The following is a 23661-nucleotide window of genomic DNA, read 5'->3' on the forward strand; positions in this document are numbered from 1 at the left end:
GCCCAACACCCATCGTGGGACACGCCATTCGAATCTGCACAGGCGGTTCACGTTGATTACCAGGAAATCCGAGCACCAACCAGAATGGCATCAGCGTCCTGATAGGCAACGGCCGTTCCGTCAACCGAATACCGGCGGTACGTTGCATAAAGTTCGAGATTTCGGGGATCGATACGTTGCACGACCGAGACCCCCCAGGATCGTGAATTGGTGGCCGCCTGGTGCGGGTTCCAACCAGTATAGTAATCGACCGAAAAGGCTGTTGTCCCCAACTGGGACAGCTGGCGAATGACACCCAGCTTTCCATACAAAAACCGACCATCTATATCGTTTGCCCCGGCAGCCACCGCAAAATTCAACCCACTTTCTTCATCCAGGCCCGCGACGGAACCAGACAAGAAAGCCGGTGAACTGTCGTTGTAGGCATAGGCAATACCCGCCTTCACACCAAATCCCCGCCAGCTTGTTTCATAACGAAGCGCAATATCGGCATAGGTATTGTCATCGTTTTCGATCAGCACTTCCTTGCCTATGGCAAAGGAAATGGAGGCGTTGCTGTGGGCCAGACTGTCATAACGAAACCTGAACCGGCGAGAGGCATCAAACACAGGGAAAAAGGTCTGCAGGTCGAGTGTGCTTTCTGTTCCGTCCAATTGACGGGCCGGGATACCTGAAATCGTGTCGCCGACACTGCTGTAAGAGACGACAGTAGTGCCCGAAAAGTCGAACCCTGTAATCCCGTCGCCGGCCATGCTGCCCTGGCCAAAGGAAAAATGCCCCAATTGCGGATTATACACTCGTGCTTCCAATTTGCGCAGCAGCGTTTTGTTCCAGGCATCGCTATTGCCGGATCCGACGCCGCCCCGAAAAATGCCGTCATAGGTGCTGCGGGCAAACGCCGATTCAATGTTCAGGAACAGATTTCCACCATTGTTGAAATCGGTGTCCAACCGGACACCAATACGGCTGGGTGCGTTGGGGTTGTCACGCAGGGTGTTGATCTCATTGAACCCGTCATCATAGTTCAACTGCCCCAGGTTGAATTGCCCATAGATCCGAACAAGCGTGTGATCAGATATCTGCCATTGTAAAAGTTTCTGCCAAAACGACTGACGCTTGGCCAAACTATCGCGCCAGCTTTCCTCCCAGTTCCTGGACCAGTTCTGGGAAGATTCCAAAGCGTTTTCTGCTTCTGACGCATCTGTTTGCTGGGCATTGGCAGGCATAGCAAAGGAGTGGGCAAAACTTACCAACCCTACGCCAACCATGCCCAAGATACGTTTATCCATTACTGAAAACCCTTAGATTCTCGCTCGCCCAATCTGTTCAATCCGCAGCGCATCTGCGACCGGAGGCCCGACCAATCTACGTCAACTCCCCTTAAAACGCCCCTCAAAAGAAATCCAATCTCGGACAGGACCGCCAGACACGGGCCGGGCATGGTCCGAAAAATCTTGCATCAAATAACACATATATTCTTTTCAGAGTATAAGGTGCAGGCCCGGGCCGTCACCTCATAATTTTGTCCGACCCAAGCGACACTTGGACTTTTCTCAGAAATCAACATCTGACGTCAAAGACGAGTCGCATTTCCAGCGACCTCCTCCTAAACTCCCTGAATATTGACAGGATGCAATCAACGCGATCAAAGTTGACTGTCCCCTATTTTGAAGGGCAAGCACCCGATCGACGTCACTGGCCACGGGCCAAGTTCGTATGCGGGTATCGAAAACCGGTCAGGTTTAAGGCCGGAAATGAGGTGATAGGTCAGATGCAACATTGGGGTAAACGGATTTTGGCTTTGACCCTTGGGCTCTCCATATTTTTGGTCGTTTTGGTTTGGTTGGTATTGTCTTCATCCATTCTGGCAGGTCCCAGAGGCCAGTTGACCGAATGGATCCTGAACAAGAAAATCGGTCAGAATGTACAGATTCAGGGCGGCGTTCTAATTGAATTGGGGCAGGTGTTGAACATATCAGCCCAGGGGGTGACGCTGCCAAGCCCGACTCTCGATGATATCAACCTTGCCGAGATATCCCAGTTGAACTTCAGCCTTGTTCTGGCCGACTTGCTCAAAGGCAAAATTGATTTGCTAAACCTTGGTGTCGATGGGGTTACCTTCAACCTCATCGCAAAGGAAGACGGCACAACATCCTGGGCACCGGCATCGAAGTCAGTCAAACCCAACGCGCCCAGCAAACCGAGACAAGTCACCGGAATATCCGGGCTCGTTTCTGACCACAAACTACAGATCACTAATGCGGAAATTGTCTATCGCGATGGGCGCAATGGTCTCGACCTTAACCTGCTCATGCCAGAACTTGCCATCACGCGGGAGGATACCAGTGAACCCGTTCAGTTGCGGGGCAACGGTGATCTGAACGGTCAGGGTTTCACGCTGTCCGGAGAATTCCACCCCGACGCCCCGTCTGGTCTTGAACTGGCATTCGACAGTATGCGTGTGAGAATAGACGCCAAACCAGACGACGGTGGATTCCTCGCAGGTTTTCAGGCCACGGCCGACGCCACGATTGACGACCTTGGCCAGCTGCAGGATGTTTTGAAACTCAACAAGGTGGTTTCAGGAACCGGCAAGGCAGGCGCAGAAATCATCCACAAAGACGGTAAAACCTTTGTTGGTGGTGCCGACTTGGTCGTGTCCTTGACCGGTGGGCAAAGCGTTGTTGTCAAACGGTCATTGGGTCCCACCGGAAACCCGGCGAATGCGGTTTTGGATACCACGATTAGATTGTACCCAGAAAATGCAGAACCGCCAAAGACGGCCTTGCGCCGTGATCTGAAGCTGGTCAGCGTTTTCATGCAACTCGCCAACCGCGACGGGGATATCCCGTTGCGCAAGATGGTGATTGAAACCAACGGGTTCGTCATGGACACCGGCGGAGAAGGGCCCCCACCAATCGCGGTATCTGATATCTCCAGAACGCCGGATGGGCTGTTGGCGATCGGCGACGCCACGCTGCGGCTGGGTCCCCCCGATGCTCCCCTTGTTGTGCTTCAGGGGGCCATCAGCGATGCATTGCAAGTCAAAGGCATTGATATCGGCGGAACCCTCTCCTTGCCAACGGCCAGCTTGCTATCGCCGGAATTATTCCAGACTTCGGATATCTTGGGCACAGTCACCGGTGGGTTTCGGCTGACGGGCAGCCTGGACGGGTTGATGCTGTCCGATCTTAATGCCGCAACGCAAGATACGGATCTGTGGCATCTCACCGCCAAAGGATCCGTTGGCGACATTCTGACATTGAACCAGATCGCTGTGGACCTTTCCGCAGACATCGTGTCGGGTGCCGAAACGCTCGGTGCCCTGGGTCTGGAGCCAATCGACACAGGCCCTTTGACGATCGCCGCAAAACTCAACAGCCAAGGCCCGGACTGGCAATCCAACGCCAGCGTTTCTGTTGCTGACTCTCAACTGGGGTTCAACGTGACACTGGATGCCGAGGATCCAAATGCAATTGTCCGTGGCAGGATCGAAAGCGAACTGATCCAGATGGCAGATATCAGAACGCTGATTGCGGCGGCAATGCAGGTTTCCAGGATCGCCAAACTGGAAGATGCCGCAAAGCAAAACAGCGCGCCGACAGACGACAAAACTGTTGACGAAGATGCTCCGAGCGAAACGCAACCTCCGCCAGGGCCATTCCGGGATCTCACTCTCTTGCCTTTGGGGCGGTCAATCCTGTTGTCAGGGATGGACTTGGAAGTGGCGATCGACCTGCAAGAAGTTGTTGGCGAAAGAGGAAAGTCCAGCCTGAAAAGCGATCTTGAGCTGAAGGGTGGGAAAATGCGCCTGGGACCGATGACATTCGACTATGCGGGTGGCAGCTTTGAAGTTACCGGCTCGATGGACCTGGATGAGAACCCCGATATCGTCAATGTTTCAGGGTCAACAGGTGGTTGGGATCTGGGCAAAATCATGCATGCCCTGCATTTCAAAAATGGTGTCAGCGGGGTTCTGAATGCCAGCTTTGACGTCTCCGGCAATCACGCCTCCGGTAAAGATTTTCTGAAGTCTCTCAAGGGATGGTCAACAATATCGCTTTCGAATGGCACCATTGATACGCAGCTCCTGGACATTGCCGGCCTTGGGGTCATTCCCTGGCTATTTACCAAGAACAAAGGGGACCGGGCCCCCATCGTGTGCATGAACGCCCCATTGCAGATATCAAATGGAACAATTTCCTCAAAAAGAATCGTGGTTGAAACGGATGACGTTCAGGTTGTTGTCTATGGCAGCGCAAATCTGAGCAACAAATCCTTGGACATTCACGGCCAACCACGCAAAATCGGCAAGCCGCTGTCCCGCAGCCCCTGGCCATTCTCGCTGTCGGGGGCGATGTCCAAACCAAAGGTCAAAGTAAAAGACGGCCCGCGCAAGTTACGCAGAAAAGATGGCGCTTCCACCATGCCAAAAAACAGAAAACGCTGTGTGCCTGATATTCTGCAGTTGCAGTAACATCCTGGAACGAGGGCGATAGGTCCGGCCTGCAAAAGCATCACAGTAAATGTGATATGCTGGTCATTGAACACGTTTGGCTGGCTCAGCCCTGCCAGATCCCAGCAGACGCGGAATTGGTCAGAACCCGCTGACGCGCTCGATCAGCCAAAAGGCGGAAATGGACCCGATGCAATAAGCAGGCAGCTGTTCCATCCATGTCGGCCAGTACCGCACGGCTTTTTTGAGCACCATAGTGACACCCAGCACACCCAAGACAAAAACAAGCTGCCCCAATTCGACACCAACATTGAACATCAGCAATGCCAGAGGAATTTCGTGGGGCGGCAGGCCAACGTCCGCCAATGCTCCGGCAAAACCAAAGCCGTGTAACAGCCCAAATGTAAACGCAACCAACCACGGCGACCTTGCGGTCAGGCTGGGTTTTCCCCGGACAACTTTCAACATCTCGCCAGCGAGGAACAATATCGACAAAGCGATGACGGCTTCAACCGGGGGACCGGGCACCCATACCAATCCCAATGTAGCGCCAGCCAATGTCAAACTATGTGCCCCGGTAAAGGCCGTAATGGCCCAGAACAACCGCCGGGACGGCCCGACAATCAGCAAAAGGGCCAAGACGAACAGCAGGTGGTCAAAGCCCTCCAGGATATGTTCAAACCCCAAAACCGTATAATCCCAGGTGATCTGGGCCGCGCTTCGAGGGCCTTGAACGATCATCCAGTTTTGCGATGGCTGCAACAAAGTCGTGGTCGCCACCCCGTTCGAAAACGCAACCCGGACCAACACATCGGTGTTGGTTTCCAACAAACCGTCAACCTCGATCCGGCTGCCAGCAAAACTGTTGGGAGCAACCTGGATCAGACGTCTTTCAACAATGGTTCTCGACATTGCCGTGGTTGTCGGCGCGGTCAGGTTCTGCACGGTATCCGGCAAGATCAGCGCCAGCGGAGTCTGCGCATTCGCCGCCTTTGGAATGCGCCAAAGTACGCTGAATCGTCCATCGGAAATTTCCGAAAACTCAAGATACCCAGGTTGCGAGTCGTCCGCCCGAGCTCCGGACCCAAAGAGCAAGAGGCAAGCCGAGACAATGACGGCAAACACAAGGCCATACCCTTTTATCATTGGGTCACCTGGCGTGCGGATTGATCGTCTTCTGTCGGCTCTATTATGATTTCATAGCCCGTGCGCAATGTCTGATAGGTCTTGTCCTCCAGATCTTGTTTCTGCGCCCGCAACCAATCTTGCGCAACTTTGGCGCGGATGTCATCGAGGTCCGGCAAACGCCCTTTGACCCGTTCACTGACAAAAACCAGATGCCCACCAAATCCGGACTGAACCGGCCCGCCCCAGTGCCCTAGCGGCACCCGGTCCAGCGCCCTGGCAAAACCGTCGCCAAATTCCCGGTCAATCTGGCTCAACGAAGCCCCTTCGACCGCAAGCGGCAACATGATGGTGTCTCCCAATTGCCAAGGGTCTTCGCCAGCCTCAACACGCGCCAGTATTGACAAGGCATCCGCCCCAATATCGTCGCGCTTTTCGGGACTGAGATAGATATGTTGAAACGACAGGCGCGGTTCCAGCCGGAATTTCTCGGCATTGTCTTCAAGGTACTGACGCAAATCATCATCCGTTGGCGGAACCAGCGCGGAAACATCTTCCAGAATGAATTCGAGTTTTTGCCGCAATCGGCGCCGGATCACCCCGTCTCCCTGATCCAATCCCAACTTGACGGCCTCTCGGTAGAACACTTCGCTGCGGATGTATTCAGAGATCAGCGCCTCGCGCTCCTGATCGGTCGGAGCCCGCGACCAGGACCGTTTGAATCCTGCTTCCAGCTGGTCAACATGACCGGCGGTAACCACAATCTGGTCCGATTGATCCTGTGTGGTATCGTTCCTCAGGTTGAAAACCGCAAACAAAACGGCCCCAATCACAAGGAAATGCAACATCGGTTCGCGAAACGCGTTGAGAACAATGGCTTTCATCAATGACACAAACAGCAGCTCGAACCAGATCAATTGCACATTCGGTTGCTGCCAGAGACTCCTAATTCAATTTCTGACATGAGGCGACAGATCTGCCCCTCTGTTTGGCGCTGTCAGATCACAACGCAATCAAAGTGTACCAGATTGATTTGGAATGGAAACCGCCAGATGAGCGCGCCATATGGCTCCCGCGGCCTGGACACTATGCCCTGGAGTGGCAGCAAATTTCGCAGATGTAGAATCCGACCCCAGTATCAAATCGCGAGCCGATCGCTCTGCCCCTTGAACACCCGCAGACACTTCCGCTCAGGCACCGGTCAAAACAGGCCTTCCTCTTGCCAGGATCGTCCACGGCCAAACGACAAGCGGCAGTTGGTTGCAGTCCTGATCACGATCCCGGGCATGAAGCATTCGCTGTGGCGGGCGATCGGCACAGACGGTGATATCCTCGACGGTTACATCAAATCCGACGAAATCCAAAGGTCTCGCAGCGTTTTCCGACGCTGGATCGCTCATTCATGACCGCCTTCATTGGCCATTGCGTCACGCAGCGCATCGCCAGCAAGGTTGATGGTGAGAACACAGATGACAACTGCAAACCCTGGCCAAATCATCTGTAGAGGGGTCGAGCGCATATGCACGCGCGCGTCCAATAACATCGCACCCCACTCGGGGTTCGGGGGTTGGACACCAAAGCCGAGAAACCCAAGCGCAGAGATGCCAAGGATCGCGCGGGCAAACATGCCGGTCCAGATAACGGCGAGCGATGGGATCAGCGACGGCAGGTAATGCCACAGCGCAATAGACCACCCGGGCAACCCGGCCAAACGGGCTTGCACCACATATCCGCGGCTTTGAACCGACAGACCGATGCCCCGGGCCACGCGGGCATAACGCATCCAGCCTGTGACGCTGAGGGCAAAGATCAGGCTCCAGGTCCCCGCACCCATAAGCCCCGCGATGACCACGGCCGCCACAAGTTCAGGAAATGCCAGGAAGGTATCGGTTGCGCGCATCAACGACCAATCCGCATACTTGCCGCCAAGCGCTGCCATAAGGCCGATTGACGTCCCAATGAAGAGGCTCAGAAGCGAGATCAAGAACGCCAGCCCCAAGGACCACCGCGCACCAAAAAGCAACCGCGACAGGACATCCCGCCCAAGCGCATCTGTACCCATCGGGAACGTCGCATTTGGGGGGGAAAGACGGTTTGGAATGTTGATCGCCGTGGGATCAAAAGGCGCAAACAGCGGGCCAAGAACCGCAAGAGCGACAAGACCAGTGGCAACGATCAAAACGCTACGCATCTTCGGTTCCGATCCGGGGATCGATGGCGCGATAGATGATGTCGGTCAGCAGATTTACCACGACAAAGACAAGAGCGGTCAAAACGACGACAGCCTGCACATGCGGGAAGTCCCGCGCAGTGATCGCGGTGACCAAAAAGGTGCCCAGACCCGGGCGGCCAAAGATGACCTCAACCAGCACCGCCCCTTCGAGCAAGAAGGCCAGTTCGAGCCCAAAGACTGTGACGACAGGTATTGCGGCATGGGGGGCAATGTGGTCTCGTGCCACTGCTTTGCTTCTGACGCCGCGCCGACGGATCGCAGGCAGAAAAGGCTGGCCTCTGGCTTCTAGGATGCTCGACCGGATGATCCGGGTCAGCGAGGCGGCGACACCAAGGCCCAGCGTGACCGCGGGCAGGACTGCATGGACCAGTGTCCGCGCACCCATGGCAGGAAGCCATCCGAGCTGAACAGCAAAAAGCAAGATCAGCAAAAGCCCAAGCCAATAGGCCGGGATCGCGGCACCAAGTGATGCGATCGCAACTGCGCCCCGATCCAACAGCCCGCCCGGACGTTTGGTGGCAAGGATCGCGAGCGGCAGCGAAGTTGCAAGACCGATCGCCAACCCGGCCAGGGCCAGCGGGAAGGTATAGGTTATGGCCGCCCAAAGGTCGGGCCAGACAGGACGACCCGTTACCGCAGAATAGCCGAAATCGAGCCTAATCAACGGGCCAAGCCATGCCCAAAAGGCTTGCCAAAAGCTCGTGTTCAATCCGACCTCCTCGCGGACCTGATCGATCACGTCTTCGGTCAAGAGCGCGTCGAAGCGGGCCATGGCAATGGTTTGTGCGAGGTCACCAGGCGCATTCCAAAGCAGCGCAAACGTCAGGATCGCTGTCCCCGACAATACGACGACTACGCGCAGAGCCAGGCCGCCAATTGCTTTGATCATGCCGCGTCCTCGAGCGCACCAAGCGAGATTGCGGCATCCCGCAAGGCGCGGGAATAGGGCGATCGCGGATTCAGTGCGAAGGTTTTGGCATTTGCAGTCTCTTCGACCCGCCCGGCCTTTAACACCACGACCTGATCCGCGTGGGCGATCGCATAGCCAATGTCATGGGTGACGATCAGTGCGGCAAATTCTTCTTCGCTTTGGAGACCTGAAATCAATTGCGCCGTGTGTTTCTGCGCCACCGCGTCGAGCGCTGAAAGGGGCTCATCAAATAACACAAGCCGTGGTGCGACAATCAGGGCGCGCAGAATGCCAGCCCTCTGCGCTTGACCAATGGAGACTTGATCGGGACGGCGCTCCAGCAGGTCGAGCGGCAGTTCCAACCCTGCACAAAGCCGCTCTAACCGGCCTTCTGTGAATGCAATCCCCTGCGCCACAACCGGCTCCATCACAGACCGTCGCAGGCTGAGCGCTGGATTGAAGGCGGCACGCGGCTCTTGCATGACCAATGCGGGGCGGGCGGCACGTATCGGTTTGTCGTGCCATGTGATCTCGCCCGCCGAGGGTTTCAACAGGTTCAAGATTGCGGCGATCAATGTGGATTTACCAGCTCCACTTTCGCCAACCACCGCGAGCGTTTCACCCTCATTCAAGGACAACGAGATGTCCTCCAACGTGACGTGCGATCCACGTTTCACCACAAGACCATTCACCTTCAACACGGCAGTGCCATCCAATTTCGATGCGCTGAAAGGGCTTTGGCTGCCCGCGTCTTTGGTCGTTCCAATATCTCCTTGGTCCGCCCTTGTTCGACCAAATGTCCAGAGTCCATCACCATCAGTCTTTCGACTCGCCGTGCAACAAGGCCAAGGTCATGGGTGATCAGGATCATTGCCGTGTCTTTACCATCCAGAAAACCGCCGAGGAGTTCCATCGTTGCAGCGGCCACAACTGGATCAAGCGCAGAGGTGGGTTCATCCAGCACAATCAGATCTGGGTTGCCGAGCAGGGCCATGGCGATGACGAACCGCTGTTGCATACCCCGGCTCCAGCTCCATGGACGTTTGCGCAGATCACCCCCTTCAATCTTCAGCGCGACAAACAGCGCTGCCTGATCCGCACGATCAGGCGCGAGCCCCAAGGCCACTTCCGCCTCGCGCCAATGAAACGCCATGGAACGCAACGGATCGAGCGCTTCCTCCGGGCTTTGCGGCACGTGGGCAACGCAGTGACCCTGCGCGCGCAGATCGTCGATCAGCGCGTGTCCGAGCGTAGTTTTTCCTGAGCCAGAGGACCCAACGAGACCGATGCGGTCCCGCAATGGGATATTCAGCGAAGTGGAATGGAGAATGGTCCGGCCCGAGCGCACTGCGGTCAGGCCGGTTACGGTCATTGTCATTCGCTCAGCTTCGTCTCGTGCGTGATCCAGTAGGTTTCGGTTGGATGCACCTGATAGCCGGTCAAGCCGGCGACGCCCACATTCGTCTGGCTTACGTGGAAAACGGGGATCAGGGCGGCCTCAGACGCAATGATCTCCTGCACCTCGTCATAGATCGCCTTGCGCTTTTCATGCTCGAAGGTCAGGCGACCTTGGTCCAGCAGCTCGTCAAGGCGCGTATTGGCAAAGCTTCCAGAATTGGAACCTCCGTCAGACTTCAACAAGGTTTCCAGCACTGCACCCGGGTCACCCTGGGGTGTCGTTACCCACGCTTGCAAGAAGAGATCAGCTTCGCCCGCCACAATCGCATCATTGCTCGCGCCCCATTCGCCCACCGTAATATTGGCCTTTACGCCGATTGCGGCAAGAAAAGCTTGGGTCAGCTCAGCCGTCGGCGGCAACGCCGCGCGCGACGAATAGGTGACGATGTCGATCTCCAACGGTGCGCCCTCCAGCATCCATGTGCTCCCTTCCTTGACCGCGCCCGCTTCGGTGAGCAGCGCTTCGGCTTTGGTCGGATCATAGGTGGCAGGAAGATCTGCGGCCCAAACTGTGCCCTTGGGGTAGATTGTCCCTGCTGGAACACCACCGACGCCGGACAGGGCCGCTTGAACGATACCCTGACGATCAATTGCATAGGACACAGCCTGACGGATCAGTGGGTTGACCATTGGCCCGCTTGTCGCGTTGACGGTGTAGAAGTAAAGCCGTGCCGTCGGTGCGGAAAAGCCCTGCGCTCCGGTTGCCCTGATCCGGTCAAAGTCCGTTTCGGGATAGTTGATGACCAGATCAACTTCGCCTGCCTCAAAGGCCAGTGCGGCCGTGGCCGGGTTCGCGGTGGCGACGACGCGAACTTGTTCCAAGCCGGGCATACCCTTCCAATAATTGGGGTTCGCTTGCACGCGGTAAAGCTGTTCTGGCACCGCCTCCTTGAACACATACGGTCCCGTGGCATTGATCGGAAACGCCTCAGACGGAGTGCCCAGGATCGCAATCGCAGGCTCGGACAGGGTCCAGGGGAAGGCGGCGTTCGGGCTGTTTGTCTCGAACACGACGATTGTGTCTCCGTCCGTCGACATGTCGGCCAGATCAAGCAGCTTTGCGACCCGAGCGTTGTGACCTGCGTGGGTTTTGTCCGAGATCGGTGCAATCGCATCAATGACCGCCTGCGCCGTCACCGGAGAGCCATCGTGGAAGGTCACACCCTTGCGCACAGTCACGCGCCATGTAGTGGGCGATGATTGGTCGATCGCTTCTGCCAGACGCGGGTAGAGGTTCATGTCATAGTCGATCCCCATTAGCGTTTCGGTCACGCCAGTCTGGTTTGACATCCAGCCGTTGTAGCTGGCACGCGGATCGGGAACTTCGGCTGTTGGCCCGAAGCCAACGGAGATGGTGAGGCTGCCCTCTTGAGCTGTAGCGGGCAGAGCCATGCCAAGAGCAAGCGCAGCGGCACAGGCGAGCCGTGAATAGAACGACATGAGCATTTCCTTCAGGTCATTGAGTTGAGTTTGAAAGCAGTGGATTGTCGATCACGGGCCAATGTACGGGCTTCGGCAAGGGTGAGCGATTGAAGCGCTTCTTCCGCTGACAACCCTTTGGCCCGCGACTTGGACCAAATGCGGCGAACGGAGGCAGGAGACCACGGCAAGGCCGCCCGAGCGACCCATTGGCGAACTGGTGCAGGCAATCCGTCAAAGGCATCCATAGGATCACCGGAACGCCTTTTGCGACGCAGGCTGCTTTGTCCGAGATTGCGGTTCATTCGGCCGTTTCCAGATCAAAGATCGGGTCAAGAACGAGCACAAGGCGGGTTTCACCCGTCCCCTCAATCGGAGGTGAGCGATGCAACAGACCCATCTCTGGTTTTGGCGGCCAACGCGTCCCGCGCAACAAAATGGGCGCGCCGGTTGGAACGGTGAAAATATGCTCAGGCTCTTTACCACTCACGGATGTTCCGTATTGCGTGCCCGTCCCGCGATAGGTGCACACCAGCCTGCCCATGATCGCATCAAGGTGGAACTTTCGGCAGGCGTTTGTTGCAACAGCCTCGAGCCTGAGTTGAAGATAGGCGGATTGCATGAGGTCGGAAAAGCGCTGAGCCAGACTGGCGATATCATCAATCAGCCAATCGCACTGTTGTCCCTTTGGCATTCCAGAGATATCGCAAAGATGCTGGGCCGTTTCGCCGACTGCGTTTGCCAGCACTACAACCCGCCCGCAGGGCAGAGTGTCCGCGTCCAGCCCGGCAAACCATGAAATGGCATCGGGCGACGCCGCACGATCCCAAAGCGTGGCTGCGCAGGCCGAATCACGAAAGCTCTCCAAGCCTCTTGCGTCGCGCACAACGCTGACGCCAGCAGGCTGATCAGCTGATATCGATGTCGCGATGTTCATGCGGCATCCTCGACGCGCCGCCAGCCCGGGAACGGGTCGGGCATATCGAGCGGCAAGGCACCGGGCCCGGCAGCCAACACAGATGGAACAAGGCAGGCGTCAAGTTTGGCCTTAAGAGCAGACCAATCGATGCCCGATCCAATGAACACCAGCTCCTGCCGACGGTCGCCCCATGGCTCCTGCCAATGCTGCTGCATGTACTCACGCGCGGACGCGTGATCAGGCCAACGCTCTTTGGGGAAACTGGCCCACCAGGTGCCAATCGGTTTGACGCTCGACAGTGATCCAGCAAGCGAGAACTCCGCGACCCAATCGGGGCGCGTGGCGATCCAGAAGTGGCCCTTGGCACGGATCACACCAGGCATATTGCCGTTCAGAACCGCCAGGATCTTCTCAGGGATAAAGGGCTGGCGTGCACGATAGACATGGGAGGTCACACCGTATTCTTCGGTCTCCGGCACGTGATCTGCAAAACCGTAAAGCTCTTTGGCCCACATCGGATGCTCATGCGCCTTGTCGAAATCGAAAAGACCTGTGTCGAGAATCTTCTCTGCCGCAACCTGTGAATGATTGGTCTCGATGATCTCGGCATCGGCGTTCAGGCTGCGTATGATCTTGCAGGCTGCATCCACCTGTGCCTCAGACGCATCAGCGACCTTATTCAGGATCACCACATCGGCAAATTCCATTTGGTCAGTCAGCAGATGTACCAGCGTCCGTTCATCCTCATCCCCCATGACTTCACCGCGGTCACGCAGGAAATCGTGGCTGGAAAAGTCCTTGAGCAGGTTCACCGCGTCGACGACCGTCACCATCGTGTCCAACCGGGCAACATCAGATAGGCTGTTGCCGAATTCGTCGCGGAAATCAAAGGTGGCAGCAACAGGCAATGGCTCGGAAATTCCGGTGCTTTCGATCAGCAAATAGTCAAACCGTCGTTCGGCCGCCAACCGACGTACCTCATCCAAAAGGTCGTCACGCAACGTGCAGCAGATGCAGCCGTTTGACATCTCGACCAACGTCTCATCCGTGCGGCTGAGTTCGGTGTCCGCGCGCACCAGGTCCGCATCGATGTTGACCTCGGACATGTCATTGACGATGACCGCAACGCGTCGTCCTTCACGATTGTTGAGCACGCGGTTCAGCAGGGTTGTTTTGCCCGCACCTAAAAATCCGGACAAGACGGTGACGGGAAGTCGAGTATCTGGCATCTATGATCTCCAACGCGTGCAATAACGATCACGCAACTTACGCAGTTACTAGACTAATGCAACTACAATTGTTACATATAGTCACGATATGGAGAAACTTTGCGCATGAAGCGGAACAGTCGCCTATCTCTCGCCCTGCACACGCTCAGCCACATGGCGGGTGATCCCGACCGCGTGCGAACTTCCGCAGATATTGCCGATCACGCCGGAACGAACCCCGTAGTCGTGCGCCGTGTTCTTGGGAAGCTCAGGGAAGCAGGTCTATTGGTGTCGGAAAAAGGACATGCGGGTGGGTGGCGTTTGGCCAAACCGGCCCGCGGCATCACGCTCGCAGATGTCTACCTGGCGTTGGATGAACGGCTTGTATCAGGAAGCGACAGTGACGCCGAGCCTTCGCATTGCAGCGTCGAAACAGACCTACAAACGCGCGTTGCCGAAGTCCTCGAAGAAATAGAAGAGAGCCTCGTGCAACGTTTGCGCGAAACGTCGATCACCGATGTTCATCCAAAGTCATGCAGCTATTGCGACAGTTGAGGGCCATTTGTGGGGCCGTCAACCCGTCTCCAATTCACACCGGACAGACACAGGTCCACCAAGGACCTGAGCAACTGCCGGAATAGACAACAAGTCTAAAGAACCCGCCGACACGTCGTTCTCAGGAACCTCTTTGCTTTTGTTCAAATTGGCCAACTTTGGTCTTTGTGTTCATTGGGATGGCGCCCGGTGCCGAACTCTGGTGGAAAGCGTTCATCACCGACGCCCATGTCAGTCCTTTTGAACTCAGTTGCCCGTGGTACCCGTTACCGACAGAGGATCATATGGGGACGCCTGTGAATTCCTCGCGATCAGTGCCTGTGCCCAGTCCTGCTGTGCGGTGACCTTGTCCTCATAAACGCCATGGACCCGACACAGGAACAACTCTGAATCATCCATTGCATTGGGCTGCGCAAACCAATCTTGCGGCTCAGCTTTGGTCAAATCGACCTTGGCCACGCGATAGTCCACCGGTTCACTGGATTGAGGAAGCTCGAGGGATGACTGATCATCCAGTATGTCGTCATACAGTGTTGGGCGGGCACCACCGGTGTCGATGGTAAAGGTGCGCAGCCATTGTTCTTTGTTTGAGGGCTCGAAACGGCCCACTTCTTCCACTGGATAGCGGATAGCTTCCCCAGGGTTTACGCCTTTCAAAACTTTGCTGTCGGAAACAACAATTGTGCCATGCACCAGAACATAAGGAATGCCAGTAGAGGGAAGACCGTTCTTGCCCTTTGAATAGGTGGCGTTTTCCGTAACATTTTCAGGATCAAATATGGTGATATCCGCGATCATGCCTTCTTGCATACGCCCACGCACGTCCATTGCCTGAATACCGGCGTCACCCAATTGTTTGGCTGCCCAATAGCTAAGCTGCGACAAAGAGAACATCAGCGGCACATCGTTTTCACGTGCCAACCGCAACAGAATAGCGTGTGAACCAGCCGAACGCGGGTGGCCTGCATAGTCTTCGAACGGGGAATCCCAATCAAGCCGCTCTCCTTTTTCATTCAACCCCGGCATACCGTCGCCCGAGACGACAAAATTGGGCACTTTGATCCAATCCTTGATCCACTGCTCGCGGGGGGGGCTAAAGGCAATTGCAGTGCGCCCGGGTTCGGAGTCTTTGAATTCGAGGAATTCTTCTTTGGTGACATATCTGTCAAGCTGAGGATCGAAAATGGTTTCCTCATACTTGTATCCCATCGAATCTTCCCAATTGTCAGGTGCGAGAATGGAAGCGCCATAGTTCCCCGACCCCGCGGTCCAAGGATACCAGGTTGACCAGACATTATGACCCTGTGCCCGGGCCAGTTGCATCTTTTCTTCAATCTCCCACCAGCCGTAGTCGTTGGTATGGTGAAGTTGAAGCGAGGCCCCCAGAACCATCGCATTCGTCAGCAACTCGTTTGCGCCGGTCGCGGTTTCGATCGGAGTCGATGCGCTGGGATGAAAGCGGTGGTGCGCGGCAGTCAGGCGACCGTACTTGGCTGCAATTTTCTGGGCCTCAAACATTTCATAGGTCGTGATACCTTCCCGTGCATATCCGATGGTCGATCCAACACCCAGCGCACCTTCACGCAAACCTTCATCAAGCGTCGCGGTGATTTCATTCATCTGATCCAGAGTACTACGTGTGACTGACCAGCCATCAACACCATCCTCGGCGGCATCAATTCGGTAGTCAAAGAAATAGGGCATCGAGACATTCGGCCCGTCGAGCGCCAGCCCATCATGCACCCGCATGCGGGCAAACTCCTGCCCCACGACAGTACCAAAATTTGCCTGGGTGTTGTTTTCCCGCTCAGCATACCATTCGGAAATATTGAGCGCGCCGACCTCAAAATCCATCTGCGTTGTCACACCATCGCGCAAATTCAGCTTGATCCCAAAAGGGCTGAGCCCGTGTTGTTCGAGGTCAATGAAGCCGGGTGCAACAACGTGACCGGTCGCATCAATGGTCTCGGCACCTTCGATGGTCTCTCCGGTAATCTTCGTGATCCAACCGTTGTTGATGCCTACATTTGCAACTTGGTCAAACCCGGTTTCGGGATCCATAACCCTGCCATTCAGAATGACGACATCAAAGTTCTGAGCAAAAACCTGAGTGGATAGGGCTGACGTAACAAAAAGTACTGAAAGTAATGTGTTCCGCGGTTTCATAACAACCTCACTGTGTGCGTTACTGATTGCAGCATAACCGAATAAATGGTGAACTCGATATTCATCACAGCAGGATCGGGACAGAAATTCTCCCGCCTAATGAATGCTATTGTCAAATATGCTGTTAAGGTGATCTATGCCTACTGAACCCACACAAAGCATTTTGTTTCTGCACCCATTTCTTGATGACTTAAAAGCAAAAGGCTGTGCCCCAGAAACTATGGCGCACCGCCTTGGCGTCAACCAGTCTGAACTGGATGATCCGTCAACGCTAATCCCAGCAAATACTGTTTATGGGTTTCTGCGATGGTCCACAGAATGGAGTGGCGAAAAAACATTATGCAGCCAATTGGGCATGCGGATGGCGCAAGGGGAATGGATGCCATTTCTGCCACTTCTTGCCGGTGGCCTAACAGTCTGGCAGTTCTTTTTGCGTTTCAGCTCATCTGCTCGAGACCAAGGGGGCTCTGCCATATACCGAATGGAGGCTGACGGCCAAGTCGCGCTTTGGAAGCTGACACGCCCCAGCAGTGCGTCCAGCAATGCGGAGTATGCAGATGCAACGGCTGTTGGATTTTTCGTTGGGGTTCTGAAAGGAGCGCTCGGAGAGATGTATGACAAAAGTGAACTCCTGGTGGTCACCTCAGACAAGACATTAATTGCAGATGAAGTTCTTCCCACGACTTCGGTCCTTGATGGGGCAAAGGGTACGGTGCTTCGTTTTCCTTCCCTGTGGTTGGAAGCAACGCTCAAAGCAGTGGATCCAAGACCGAACTCGCCTGCTGTGAGACTTCCGGATGTGGGTTTGGTGGATCTTGTCGAACGAACAAGGCGTGTTGTGCAAAGAAATATTGCTGTTGTTGATTTTGATCTGACCGACGTTGCTCAGTCATTGGGTATGCCGGTATGGAAACTGCAATCGGAGCTCAGGGCTACGGGCACCAGCGTTTCCGAAATCCGCAACGAAGTGAGAAAGAAAATAGCGATCGAAAGCATTGGAACGACTGACATTGACATCGCGCAGTTTGCAAGCTCACTAGGCTATACCAGTAGCTCCAATTTTGCCCGCGCCTTTCGCAAATGGACCGGCCTCAGCCCGAGCCAGTTTCGTCGTGGCCGAGTCACCTGAACCGGCCAAATATGGCTGCTCTATGTGTCGGTTATGGCAACCCTTGGCGCAAAGGATTTCCTGACAATCCATTTCGCAGGTTAGAGAGGAACTTATTCTGGTGTTCCTGTGAACGCGAGATTTTCAGCGAGTTGTTCGTCAAGATCCAGCAACTTTCTGCGCGCGCGGACGTGGGCCCGTTCGGCCCTCAATTGGGCATTAGTCAAGGCCGAGAGAGTTGCGCGCCCGCCAAATCGCGACAAGAACCTGATGTGAAGACTACCAAATTCTGTAAGCAACGAGTCTTCTGCCGAGAGTATTGCTTCGTTGCTTCCGGGATCGCCTTGCCGGCCAGCGCGACCAGCAAGCTGGCGGTCAATGCGCCGGGCGCTATGGCATTCAGTCATGATGACGTGCAATCCACCTGCCATGCGGGCCTGTTCATCCAAGAGAATATCGGTGCCACGACCGGCCATGTTCGTTGCGACCGTCACTGCGCCGGCGCGACCTGCGTCAGCTATGATGGCCGCCTCGTCCGCGTCCTGCGCGGCACTCAACACACGGTGAGTGACACCCTTTGCATCCAGTGCGGCACTGGCCGCTTCAGAAGCAGCAACAGTGCGTGTACCGATCAAAACCGGACGGCCTTGCGCCGACAGCTCCCCAGCGCGTTTTGCCACCCGCGCCCATTTTGTTGTTGCACGGGCAAAAACAAGAGGCCGCCAGGTTTTACGACGCGGGCGTTTGTGCGTCGGAATACAGACGACAGGCAATCTGAAAACAGTCCAGAACTCTCCCGCCGCCTCGGTTGCTGTGCCCGTCATTCCCCCAACGTGAATGTAACGGCGAAAAAAACGCTGAAATGTAATCTGAGCAAGCGTGACACGACGTGTGGTGATCTCCACACCTTCTTTCGCTTCCACGGCCTGATGCAGCCCAGCCGACCATGAACGATCCGGCATAACCCGCCCGGTGTATTCGTCTACAATCTCGACCTTGCCATCACGTAATATATAATGCTCATCACGGTTATGCAGATGAATGGCATTCAGCGCAGTGCGTATGATGTCTTGGCGGATTGGCGCAGGACGCCATCTTTCTGGCATCAGCTCGGCACATTCTTCTAGCCGGTCACACCCTTTTGGCGTCAATTCGATCTGACGGTGGAGCCGATCCAGACGATAATCCCGACCGTCTTGCATCTGCAGGGCAATTGCATGGGCCGCACGGGTCGCTTCTGCTTCGATCTCGGTATCAGGCGGTGGCACGGACAAGATCAACGGCGTGCGTGCCTCATCGATCATAACACTGTCTACTTCATCCACGATGGCAAATTGCAAACCTGGCAGGAGCAATCGGGTATTATCAAAGTAGGAACGAGCGCTCAGGCCGATGTCGCCGGTACGCCCCCCCATCGCCACGCGATCACGCAGAAAGGAAAAAGCGACCTCTTTGCCCGAAGCATAGACAATGTCAGCCCCAAAAACATCACTGCGTTCGTCATTGGAGCACTCGGGAATGACGGCTTTGCAGCTTAAACCCAAGCGCGCGTAAAGCCCTTGCATTGTTTCGGCGTCCCGCTCCGCAAGATAATCATTTGCTGTGATGACGTGCACGCGCCGCCCAGCCATCGCGGCGGTTCCCGCTGCAAGCGTAATAGCCAGCGTTTTCCCTTCACCCGTCTGCATTTCCGCAACCGCGCCATTCAATACCGCGCGAGCACCAAGGACCTGGGTTGCATAGTGGCGAAGACCAAGTTCCCGCCCGGCGCATTCGCGGATCAAGGCAAAACATTGAACAAGAAGTGCCTCGCGGGGCTTGCCCCTTGCGGCCCGCAACTGATGAGCAGCCACCTTTATCATCTGGTCAAGCGCGTCATCGGTGAGGGTCACGAGCTTGCGCCCCCGATAGAGCACCCGCCAGGCAAAGATACGGGATGGGCGTGCTTGGATGCGGCGGCGTGGCAACGTTGTGAACCTTTCGACCCACAGGTCGAGTTTCGACTTCTCGGGCTCGACAGGTGCCCGCGGGTAATACGCACCGCCAGAATGGGTTGGGAACGTCTCAGACATTGAGATCCCGCAAGAAAATCTGACGAACCGCGCGTAACAATTGTGCACCCAAGGGTGTTGGCCCATGGTCAAATCGAACCGAAACCCGCTCTCCCAATGCCCTAAGCGGGCGCCCATCTACTGGTCGAACATCAATGACAAAGATAGTACCAACCGGGGTCAACGGTTTATCTGCCGTTGGATCAATGGGAATGGGTCCCCCCGCTTCGGTGGCCAATGCCGCGCTTGGCAAAACAGGTACAGCAGCGGGTGTTCCTTGGCTCAGGCGGGCTGGTATTGCGTCCAAAGGCGCACTGGAGCGACGCATTTGAACCCCATCGATACGCCGCCGCAACAGGTCAATGTTCGCCTCTGGGATGACAACGCGAACGGTCCCCGGATCTTCCCCTATGACCCAAGCCAATGCTTCACCTTTTCGGACAAACCGCCCGACCAGGTCATCACCAGCGGGCAGCAGCAAACGGCCGGAAACCGGAGCCGTGACAATCTGTTGGCCGCGCCGCTCAACCGCCAGATGCCGTTCTTCTTCGGCCAACCCCAACTCCTGAGCAATCAGGTCGGCCTGTACCCGATCGTTTACCAAGGCGTCGAAGCGGCGCAGCCTCAACTCCTCGATCCGTGCGTCCAGCTGTTGTACATGCGCATCAAGAAGCGGATCAGCAATACGAAGAATGGGATCGCCCTGCGCAAGCGTTCGACCGGGACGCGTCAGCAGCTCTTCGACGAAGCCATCAGCACCACTTACAGCGCGAGATGCTTCGGGGGCCCGTACCACGCCGCGTGCAATTGTAGCCGACGGAACCGGCTGAACAAACAGGCCCCAGAATATGCCACCGACCAAAGCCCCGGTTACAATCAAAGCACGGGCACGGTGACCCTCCAGCCTGGGGCTACCCAGAACAAAACGAACCCCGCGAACCGCTGGCACGACCAGCAAAAGAACACCGGCCCAAAAAGCCAAAAGTAGGCCCACCTCAAAGAACATCCCCGCCACAAGCAGCATGATGGTGAGCATGATCAGATAACGGTAGATTAATGAAAGAACACCATATCCGGCGAACCACGCAGCCTCGCCCGGAGCCATAACAGGAGAAACCGCAGTACTTATTCCAAACAGATATCTCTGAGCGAGATATTGCAGGTATTGGGTGGAACGGGTGCCCAGGTTCGGAATCTCCACCAGATCCGCAAGCACATAGTAGCCGTCAAAACGCAGGAGCGGGTTACCGTTGAAGAACAGAGTTGAAACACCCGCCAAAAGCATGACGTTCATGACCGCGGCACGCAGCAGGCCGGGTTCCATCTGCACCCAAAGAAGCACAGCGGCTCCGGCCAGAAAAAGCTCAACCATGATACCCGCGGCGGCGACGGCAGCACGCCGCCATTTGGACCTAAACGCAGAAGAGGCCGAAGCATCAACATAGGGCACCGGCATAAAGACGAGAAACATAACGCCAATCTCGTGCACCTCGCCGCCCCAATGTCGAACGGCATAGGCATGGCCCAATTCGTGGACAGCTTTGACCAATGGGTATATCGCTAATATTATCAGCAAGTTACCTGCGGTCAACGCACGGTCTGCAACATTACTCTGAAGAGCTTCAAAGTTCTGGAGCGCTACAAAAATCCCGCCACCAACAACAGAAAACCAAAGCAATGCTCCGAACCAGGAAAACAACGGCCGCACCAGCCATGCCGTTGCCTGAATGAAGTTGTCTGGATCAATAACCGGGATCCGGATCGCAAGCGGGTTGCGGAAACCTGCCAGACGTTTTTTGCGATCTGCGTCGCGCCCGCGTTTTTGGATACGCTCCATATCCGGTGGAATGGCAGCATGCAGCACATCGGCACGGTGCAACCGGATCAACAGTTGAATGACATCGTGCTGCGTCGGGAGATCATCCCCCAAAACCTCGGCTGTGGAACGCCAGATTTCGTCCATCGTCCGGCGGCCGTTCATTAACCCGATAATGCGCCAGGCAGTCTCGGAAGCGCGGACATAGGCACCGCTGGCGTGGTCTTCTATCACATACCAGACCTGGCCGCGGAAAACCGACCGATGAACTTCTGCATGGGTCCGAAGCCTCGGCTTCAGGTCGGCCACCCGGTACCAGGATGGGCTATGGAGTCCCCCGGTCACGGAAGCCAGCGCCAGATTGCCATGCGCGCCCAATTGCGGAGGTCATGGGTCCAGATCAACGGCAGCGGTCTTTCATCAATGGTGATCTTTGCAATCCCCTCCATACCCGGACGCAATAGGTCGGTTTGCTGAGAAAGCTGGGCATCGACACGAAACACGTTGCGTCCGTCTTCAACCCCCGCAACCGACGTCACACGGCCTGTTTCCATTCCAAAAGTCTGGCCCGGGAGCGCCGTCAGGACAACTTCGCCGACCAGGCCTTCGGTTGCCAGTGCCAGGTCACGCTCGTCAACGGACAGAACAATCCGATAGGACTCCAACGGCGCGATTTCGTATAGAACCTGACCACGCGAAACCGGGGCTCCGACGGATTGGGCAAGATCACCGGACAATACCACGCCGTCAAAGGGGGCACGCATTTGCGTGCGTTCCAGACGTTCTTGCAACAGCGCAATTTCCGCTTCGGTCTGACTGATCTGAGTCGCAGAAATACCGATTGCCGCCCGATCCCGAACCGCCAGGGCCGTTTCATACTCTCGCTGACGTTGGGCGCGAACGGTATTCCACCGCGCGATTTCCAAACGCAAATCGCGATCATCGAGGGCAGCCAAAACATCTCCGGCGGCAACGACATCGCCCGGGATAGCAGCCGCAGAGGCAATATACCCGTCAAGCGGCGAGGCAACAACGCGGCGGATCTCGCCTTCGACGCGGGCATTGGCCGTGATGTGAAAGGTCGCAGTGGTGTTCCAAGCGAACCAGCCAACGACCATGACAAGCAATATGACCGCTTTCAAGCCGGCCTTGCGCGGGCCAAAAACAGCAACAACACCACGTCCGATTGAGGTAAAAACCTTGACTGGAAACGCGCGATCATTGAGCCGTTTCTCCTCAAGAACCGGACCAAGAATACCTGTAACCGCCTCGACCAATTCGATTTCTTCGTCGCGAAATGGGTTGTTCCCACCCCGCTCCAAAACCATGGCCCCTGTTACCTTACCGCTCCGACGCAGCGGGACAGTCAACACCGCCCGTGGAGATCCGGAATAGATCAACTCCTGATGCGCAGCCGTCAGTGTCAGGGAATCGTCCGCGTCCTGCGGCATAATGATTTGGCTGCCCTGATCAATCGCTTCGTCCATACAGTCTGCGATGCGCTGGACCAATTCGGAGGAGGACGAAAAGCTACCGCTGTGGGACAGTGACACAACTTTGGATCGGCGCAGACTTCGGCGACCCAAAGCAACGCGATCACACCCGAGGCGATCACAAAAATCGGTTATTGCTGTGGCTGCAGCCACAGACCACCGTGGCTCATCCAACGTATCAGCCAACAGTTCAACTGCGGCACGGGCCCGGGCCTGAGTCAGCGCGCCTTTGGCGAGGTCACGCGCCAAAAGACCAAGTTTAATCGCCGGTAGTGCCCATTTCACGTCCTCAACAACGCTACGAAGATCAAGGTCAGCCTTGACCGGCAATTGAACCGCTACCACCCCAAAGAGTGCCCCGTCACGAAGAACAGGTACACCAACGGCGCAACAGGTGTTGCCGCGTTCCTGATAGCCGCTTTTGACGATCGGTTTGCGTTGGGCGATCGTCAAATCCACCGCTGCGACCAGTCCCTCCCCGGGGTCCGTGGAGTCAGGTGCGCGGGCCGCAAGCTCGTAGGGACCAGTATCGCGCGGGCCGAGCACCAATATGACAACATCAGCACCAAGACGCTGGCGCAATTGGTCCGACCAGATCCCCCAGGCCAAACTTTCTTGGGACTCGGTGCTCAACGCCTGCGAGATCTCGCCTGCGCTGTCCACCGACCCGGCCTTTAGCTCTGGATCTGATCGTGTGTCCACCAATATCTCCCTACGGGCAGAATTTCGTCATTGCTCCACCAA

Annotated in this window: 19 protein-coding genes; 3 read left to right on the top strand and 16 right to left on the bottom strand. The window is 56.1% G+C overall.

Annotation, left to right across the window (positions count from 1 at the left end):
* Positions 1-56 precede the first annotated feature (56 nt).
* Positions 57-1289 (bottom strand): porin, encoded by a 1233-nt coding sequence (locus QEZ52_RS22465; protein ID WP_343211588.1) that lies wholly within the window; start codon positions 1287-1289, stop codon positions 57-59.
* A 482-nt stretch (positions 1290-1771) separates the two neighbouring features.
* Between QEZ52_RS22465 and QEZ52_RS22470 the strand changes: the two genes are divergently transcribed.
* Entirely contained in the window at positions 1772-4477 is a 2706-nt protein-coding gene (locus tag QEZ52_RS22470; protein WP_343211589.1) for an AsmA family protein, read from the top strand.
* A 120-nt stretch (positions 4478-4597) separates the two neighbouring features.
* Here the strand turns inward: QEZ52_RS22470 and QEZ52_RS22475 are convergent, their stop codons facing one another.
* From QEZ52_RS22475 to QEZ52_RS22525, 11 genes are all read right to left on the bottom strand, one after another.
* On the bottom strand, positions 4598-5602 hold the full coding sequence (locus QEZ52_RS22475) for a HupE/UreJ family protein (protein WP_343211590.1): 1005 nt from the start codon (positions 5600-5602) through the stop codon (positions 4598-4600).
* Positions 5599-6504, bottom strand: a complete 906-nt coding sequence (locus tag QEZ52_RS22480; RefSeq protein WP_343211591.1) for a peptidylprolyl isomerase — start codon at positions 6502-6504, stop codon at positions 5599-5601. Before QEZ52_RS22480 ends, QEZ52_RS22475 begins: the two co-directional genes overlap by 4 nt.
* Positions 6505-6771: 267 nt before the next feature.
* Positions 6772-6981: a hypothetical protein gene (locus QEZ52_RS22485; protein WP_406651337.1), complete on the bottom strand. Its 210-nt coding sequence runs from the start codon at positions 6979-6981 to the stop codon at positions 6772-6774.
* Positions 6978-7772, bottom strand: coding sequence for an ABC transporter permease (locus QEZ52_RS22490; RefSeq protein WP_343211592.1), 795 nt, complete (start codon positions 7770-7772; stop codon positions 6978-6980). Before QEZ52_RS22490 ends, QEZ52_RS22485 begins: the two co-directional genes overlap by 4 nt.
* Positions 7765-8703: an ABC transporter permease gene (locus tag QEZ52_RS22495; protein ID WP_343211593.1), complete on the bottom strand. Its 939-nt coding sequence runs from the start codon at positions 8701-8703 to the stop codon at positions 7765-7767. The genes QEZ52_RS22490 and QEZ52_RS22495 overlap by 8 nt, the downstream gene beginning before the upstream one ends.
* Complete coding sequence (locus tag QEZ52_RS22500) at positions 8700-9425, bottom strand: ABC transporter ATP-binding protein (RefSeq protein WP_406651340.1); 726 nt, start codon at positions 9423-9425, stop codon at positions 8700-8702. Before QEZ52_RS22500 ends, QEZ52_RS22495 begins: the two co-directional genes overlap by 4 nt.
* Complete coding sequence (locus QEZ52_RS22505; protein WP_406651342.1) at positions 9419-10102, bottom strand: ATP-binding cassette domain-containing protein; 684 nt, start codon at positions 10100-10102, stop codon at positions 9419-9421. The genes QEZ52_RS22500 and QEZ52_RS22505 overlap by 7 nt, the downstream gene beginning before the upstream one ends.
* Complete coding sequence (locus QEZ52_RS22510; protein ID WP_406651344.1) at positions 10099-11622, bottom strand: ABC transporter substrate-binding protein; 1524 nt, start codon at positions 11620-11622, stop codon at positions 10099-10101. Before QEZ52_RS22510 ends, QEZ52_RS22505 begins: the two co-directional genes overlap by 4 nt.
* Before the next feature lie 11 nt (positions 11623-11633).
* Positions 11634-11906, bottom strand: coding sequence for a DUF6525 family protein (locus tag QEZ52_RS22515; protein ID WP_343211597.1), 273 nt, complete (start codon positions 11904-11906; stop codon positions 11634-11636).
* A complete protein-coding gene (locus QEZ52_RS22520) occupies positions 11903-12538 on the bottom strand; it encodes a DUF1826 domain-containing protein (protein ID WP_343211598.1) in 636 nt (211 codons plus the stop codon). The genes QEZ52_RS22515 and QEZ52_RS22520 overlap by 4 nt, the downstream gene beginning before the upstream one ends.
* On the bottom strand, positions 12535-13749 hold the full coding sequence (locus QEZ52_RS22525; RefSeq protein WP_343211599.1) for a GTP-binding protein: 1215 nt from the start codon (positions 13747-13749) through the stop codon (positions 12535-12537). Before QEZ52_RS22525 ends, QEZ52_RS22520 begins: the two co-directional genes overlap by 4 nt.
* A 105-nt stretch (positions 13750-13854) precedes the next feature.
* Between QEZ52_RS22525 and QEZ52_RS22530 the strand changes: the two genes are divergently transcribed.
* A complete protein-coding gene (locus QEZ52_RS22530; protein WP_343211600.1) occupies positions 13855-14283 on the top strand; it encodes an Rrf2 family transcriptional regulator in 429 nt (142 codons plus the stop codon).
* Between the two features lie 246 nt (positions 14284-14529).
* Here QEZ52_RS22530 and QEZ52_RS22535 read toward each other — a convergent pair whose 3' ends face one another.
* The gene (locus QEZ52_RS22535) at positions 14530-16449 is read right to left on the bottom strand and encodes an amidohydrolase family protein (protein ID WP_343211601.1); all 1920 of its coding nucleotides are present in this window, start codon (positions 16447-16449) and stop codon (positions 14530-14532) included.
* A gap of 136 nt (positions 16450-16585) precedes the next feature.
* On the opposite strand from QEZ52_RS22535, the gene QEZ52_RS22540 reads away from it, so the two are divergent.
* Positions 16586-17578, top strand: a complete 993-nt coding sequence (locus QEZ52_RS22540) for an AraC family transcriptional regulator (RefSeq protein WP_343211602.1) — start codon at positions 16586-16588, stop codon at positions 17576-17578.
* A gap of 92 nt (positions 17579-17670) precedes the next feature.
* Here QEZ52_RS22540 and QEZ52_RS22545 read toward each other — a convergent pair whose 3' ends face one another.
* The 3 genes from QEZ52_RS22545 to QEZ52_RS22555 all read right to left on the bottom strand — a co-directional run bounded on the left by QEZ52_RS22545 (position 17671) and on the right by QEZ52_RS22555 (position 23619).
* Complete coding sequence (locus tag QEZ52_RS22545; RefSeq protein WP_406651348.1) at positions 17671-19449, bottom strand: preprotein translocase subunit SecA; 1779 nt, start codon at positions 19447-19449, stop codon at positions 17671-17673.
* Between the two features lie 172 nt (positions 19450-19621).
* A complete protein-coding gene (locus QEZ52_RS22550; protein ID WP_406651350.1) occupies positions 19622-21769 on the bottom strand; it encodes a peptidase M50 in 2148 nt (715 codons plus the stop codon).
* Complete coding sequence (locus tag QEZ52_RS22555; RefSeq protein ID WP_343211695.1) at positions 21766-23619, bottom strand: GAF domain-containing protein; 1854 nt, start codon at positions 23617-23619, stop codon at positions 21766-21768. Before QEZ52_RS22555 ends, QEZ52_RS22550 begins: the two co-directional genes overlap by 4 nt.
* Between the last annotated feature and the right edge of the window lie 42 nt (positions 23620-23661).

Origin of the sequence: Aliisedimentitalea scapharcae, from assembly GCF_045277565.1 — a bacterium.
Classification (GTDB): Bacteria; Pseudomonadota; Alphaproteobacteria; order Rhodobacterales; family Rhodobacteraceae; genus Aliisedimentitalea; species Aliisedimentitalea scapharcae.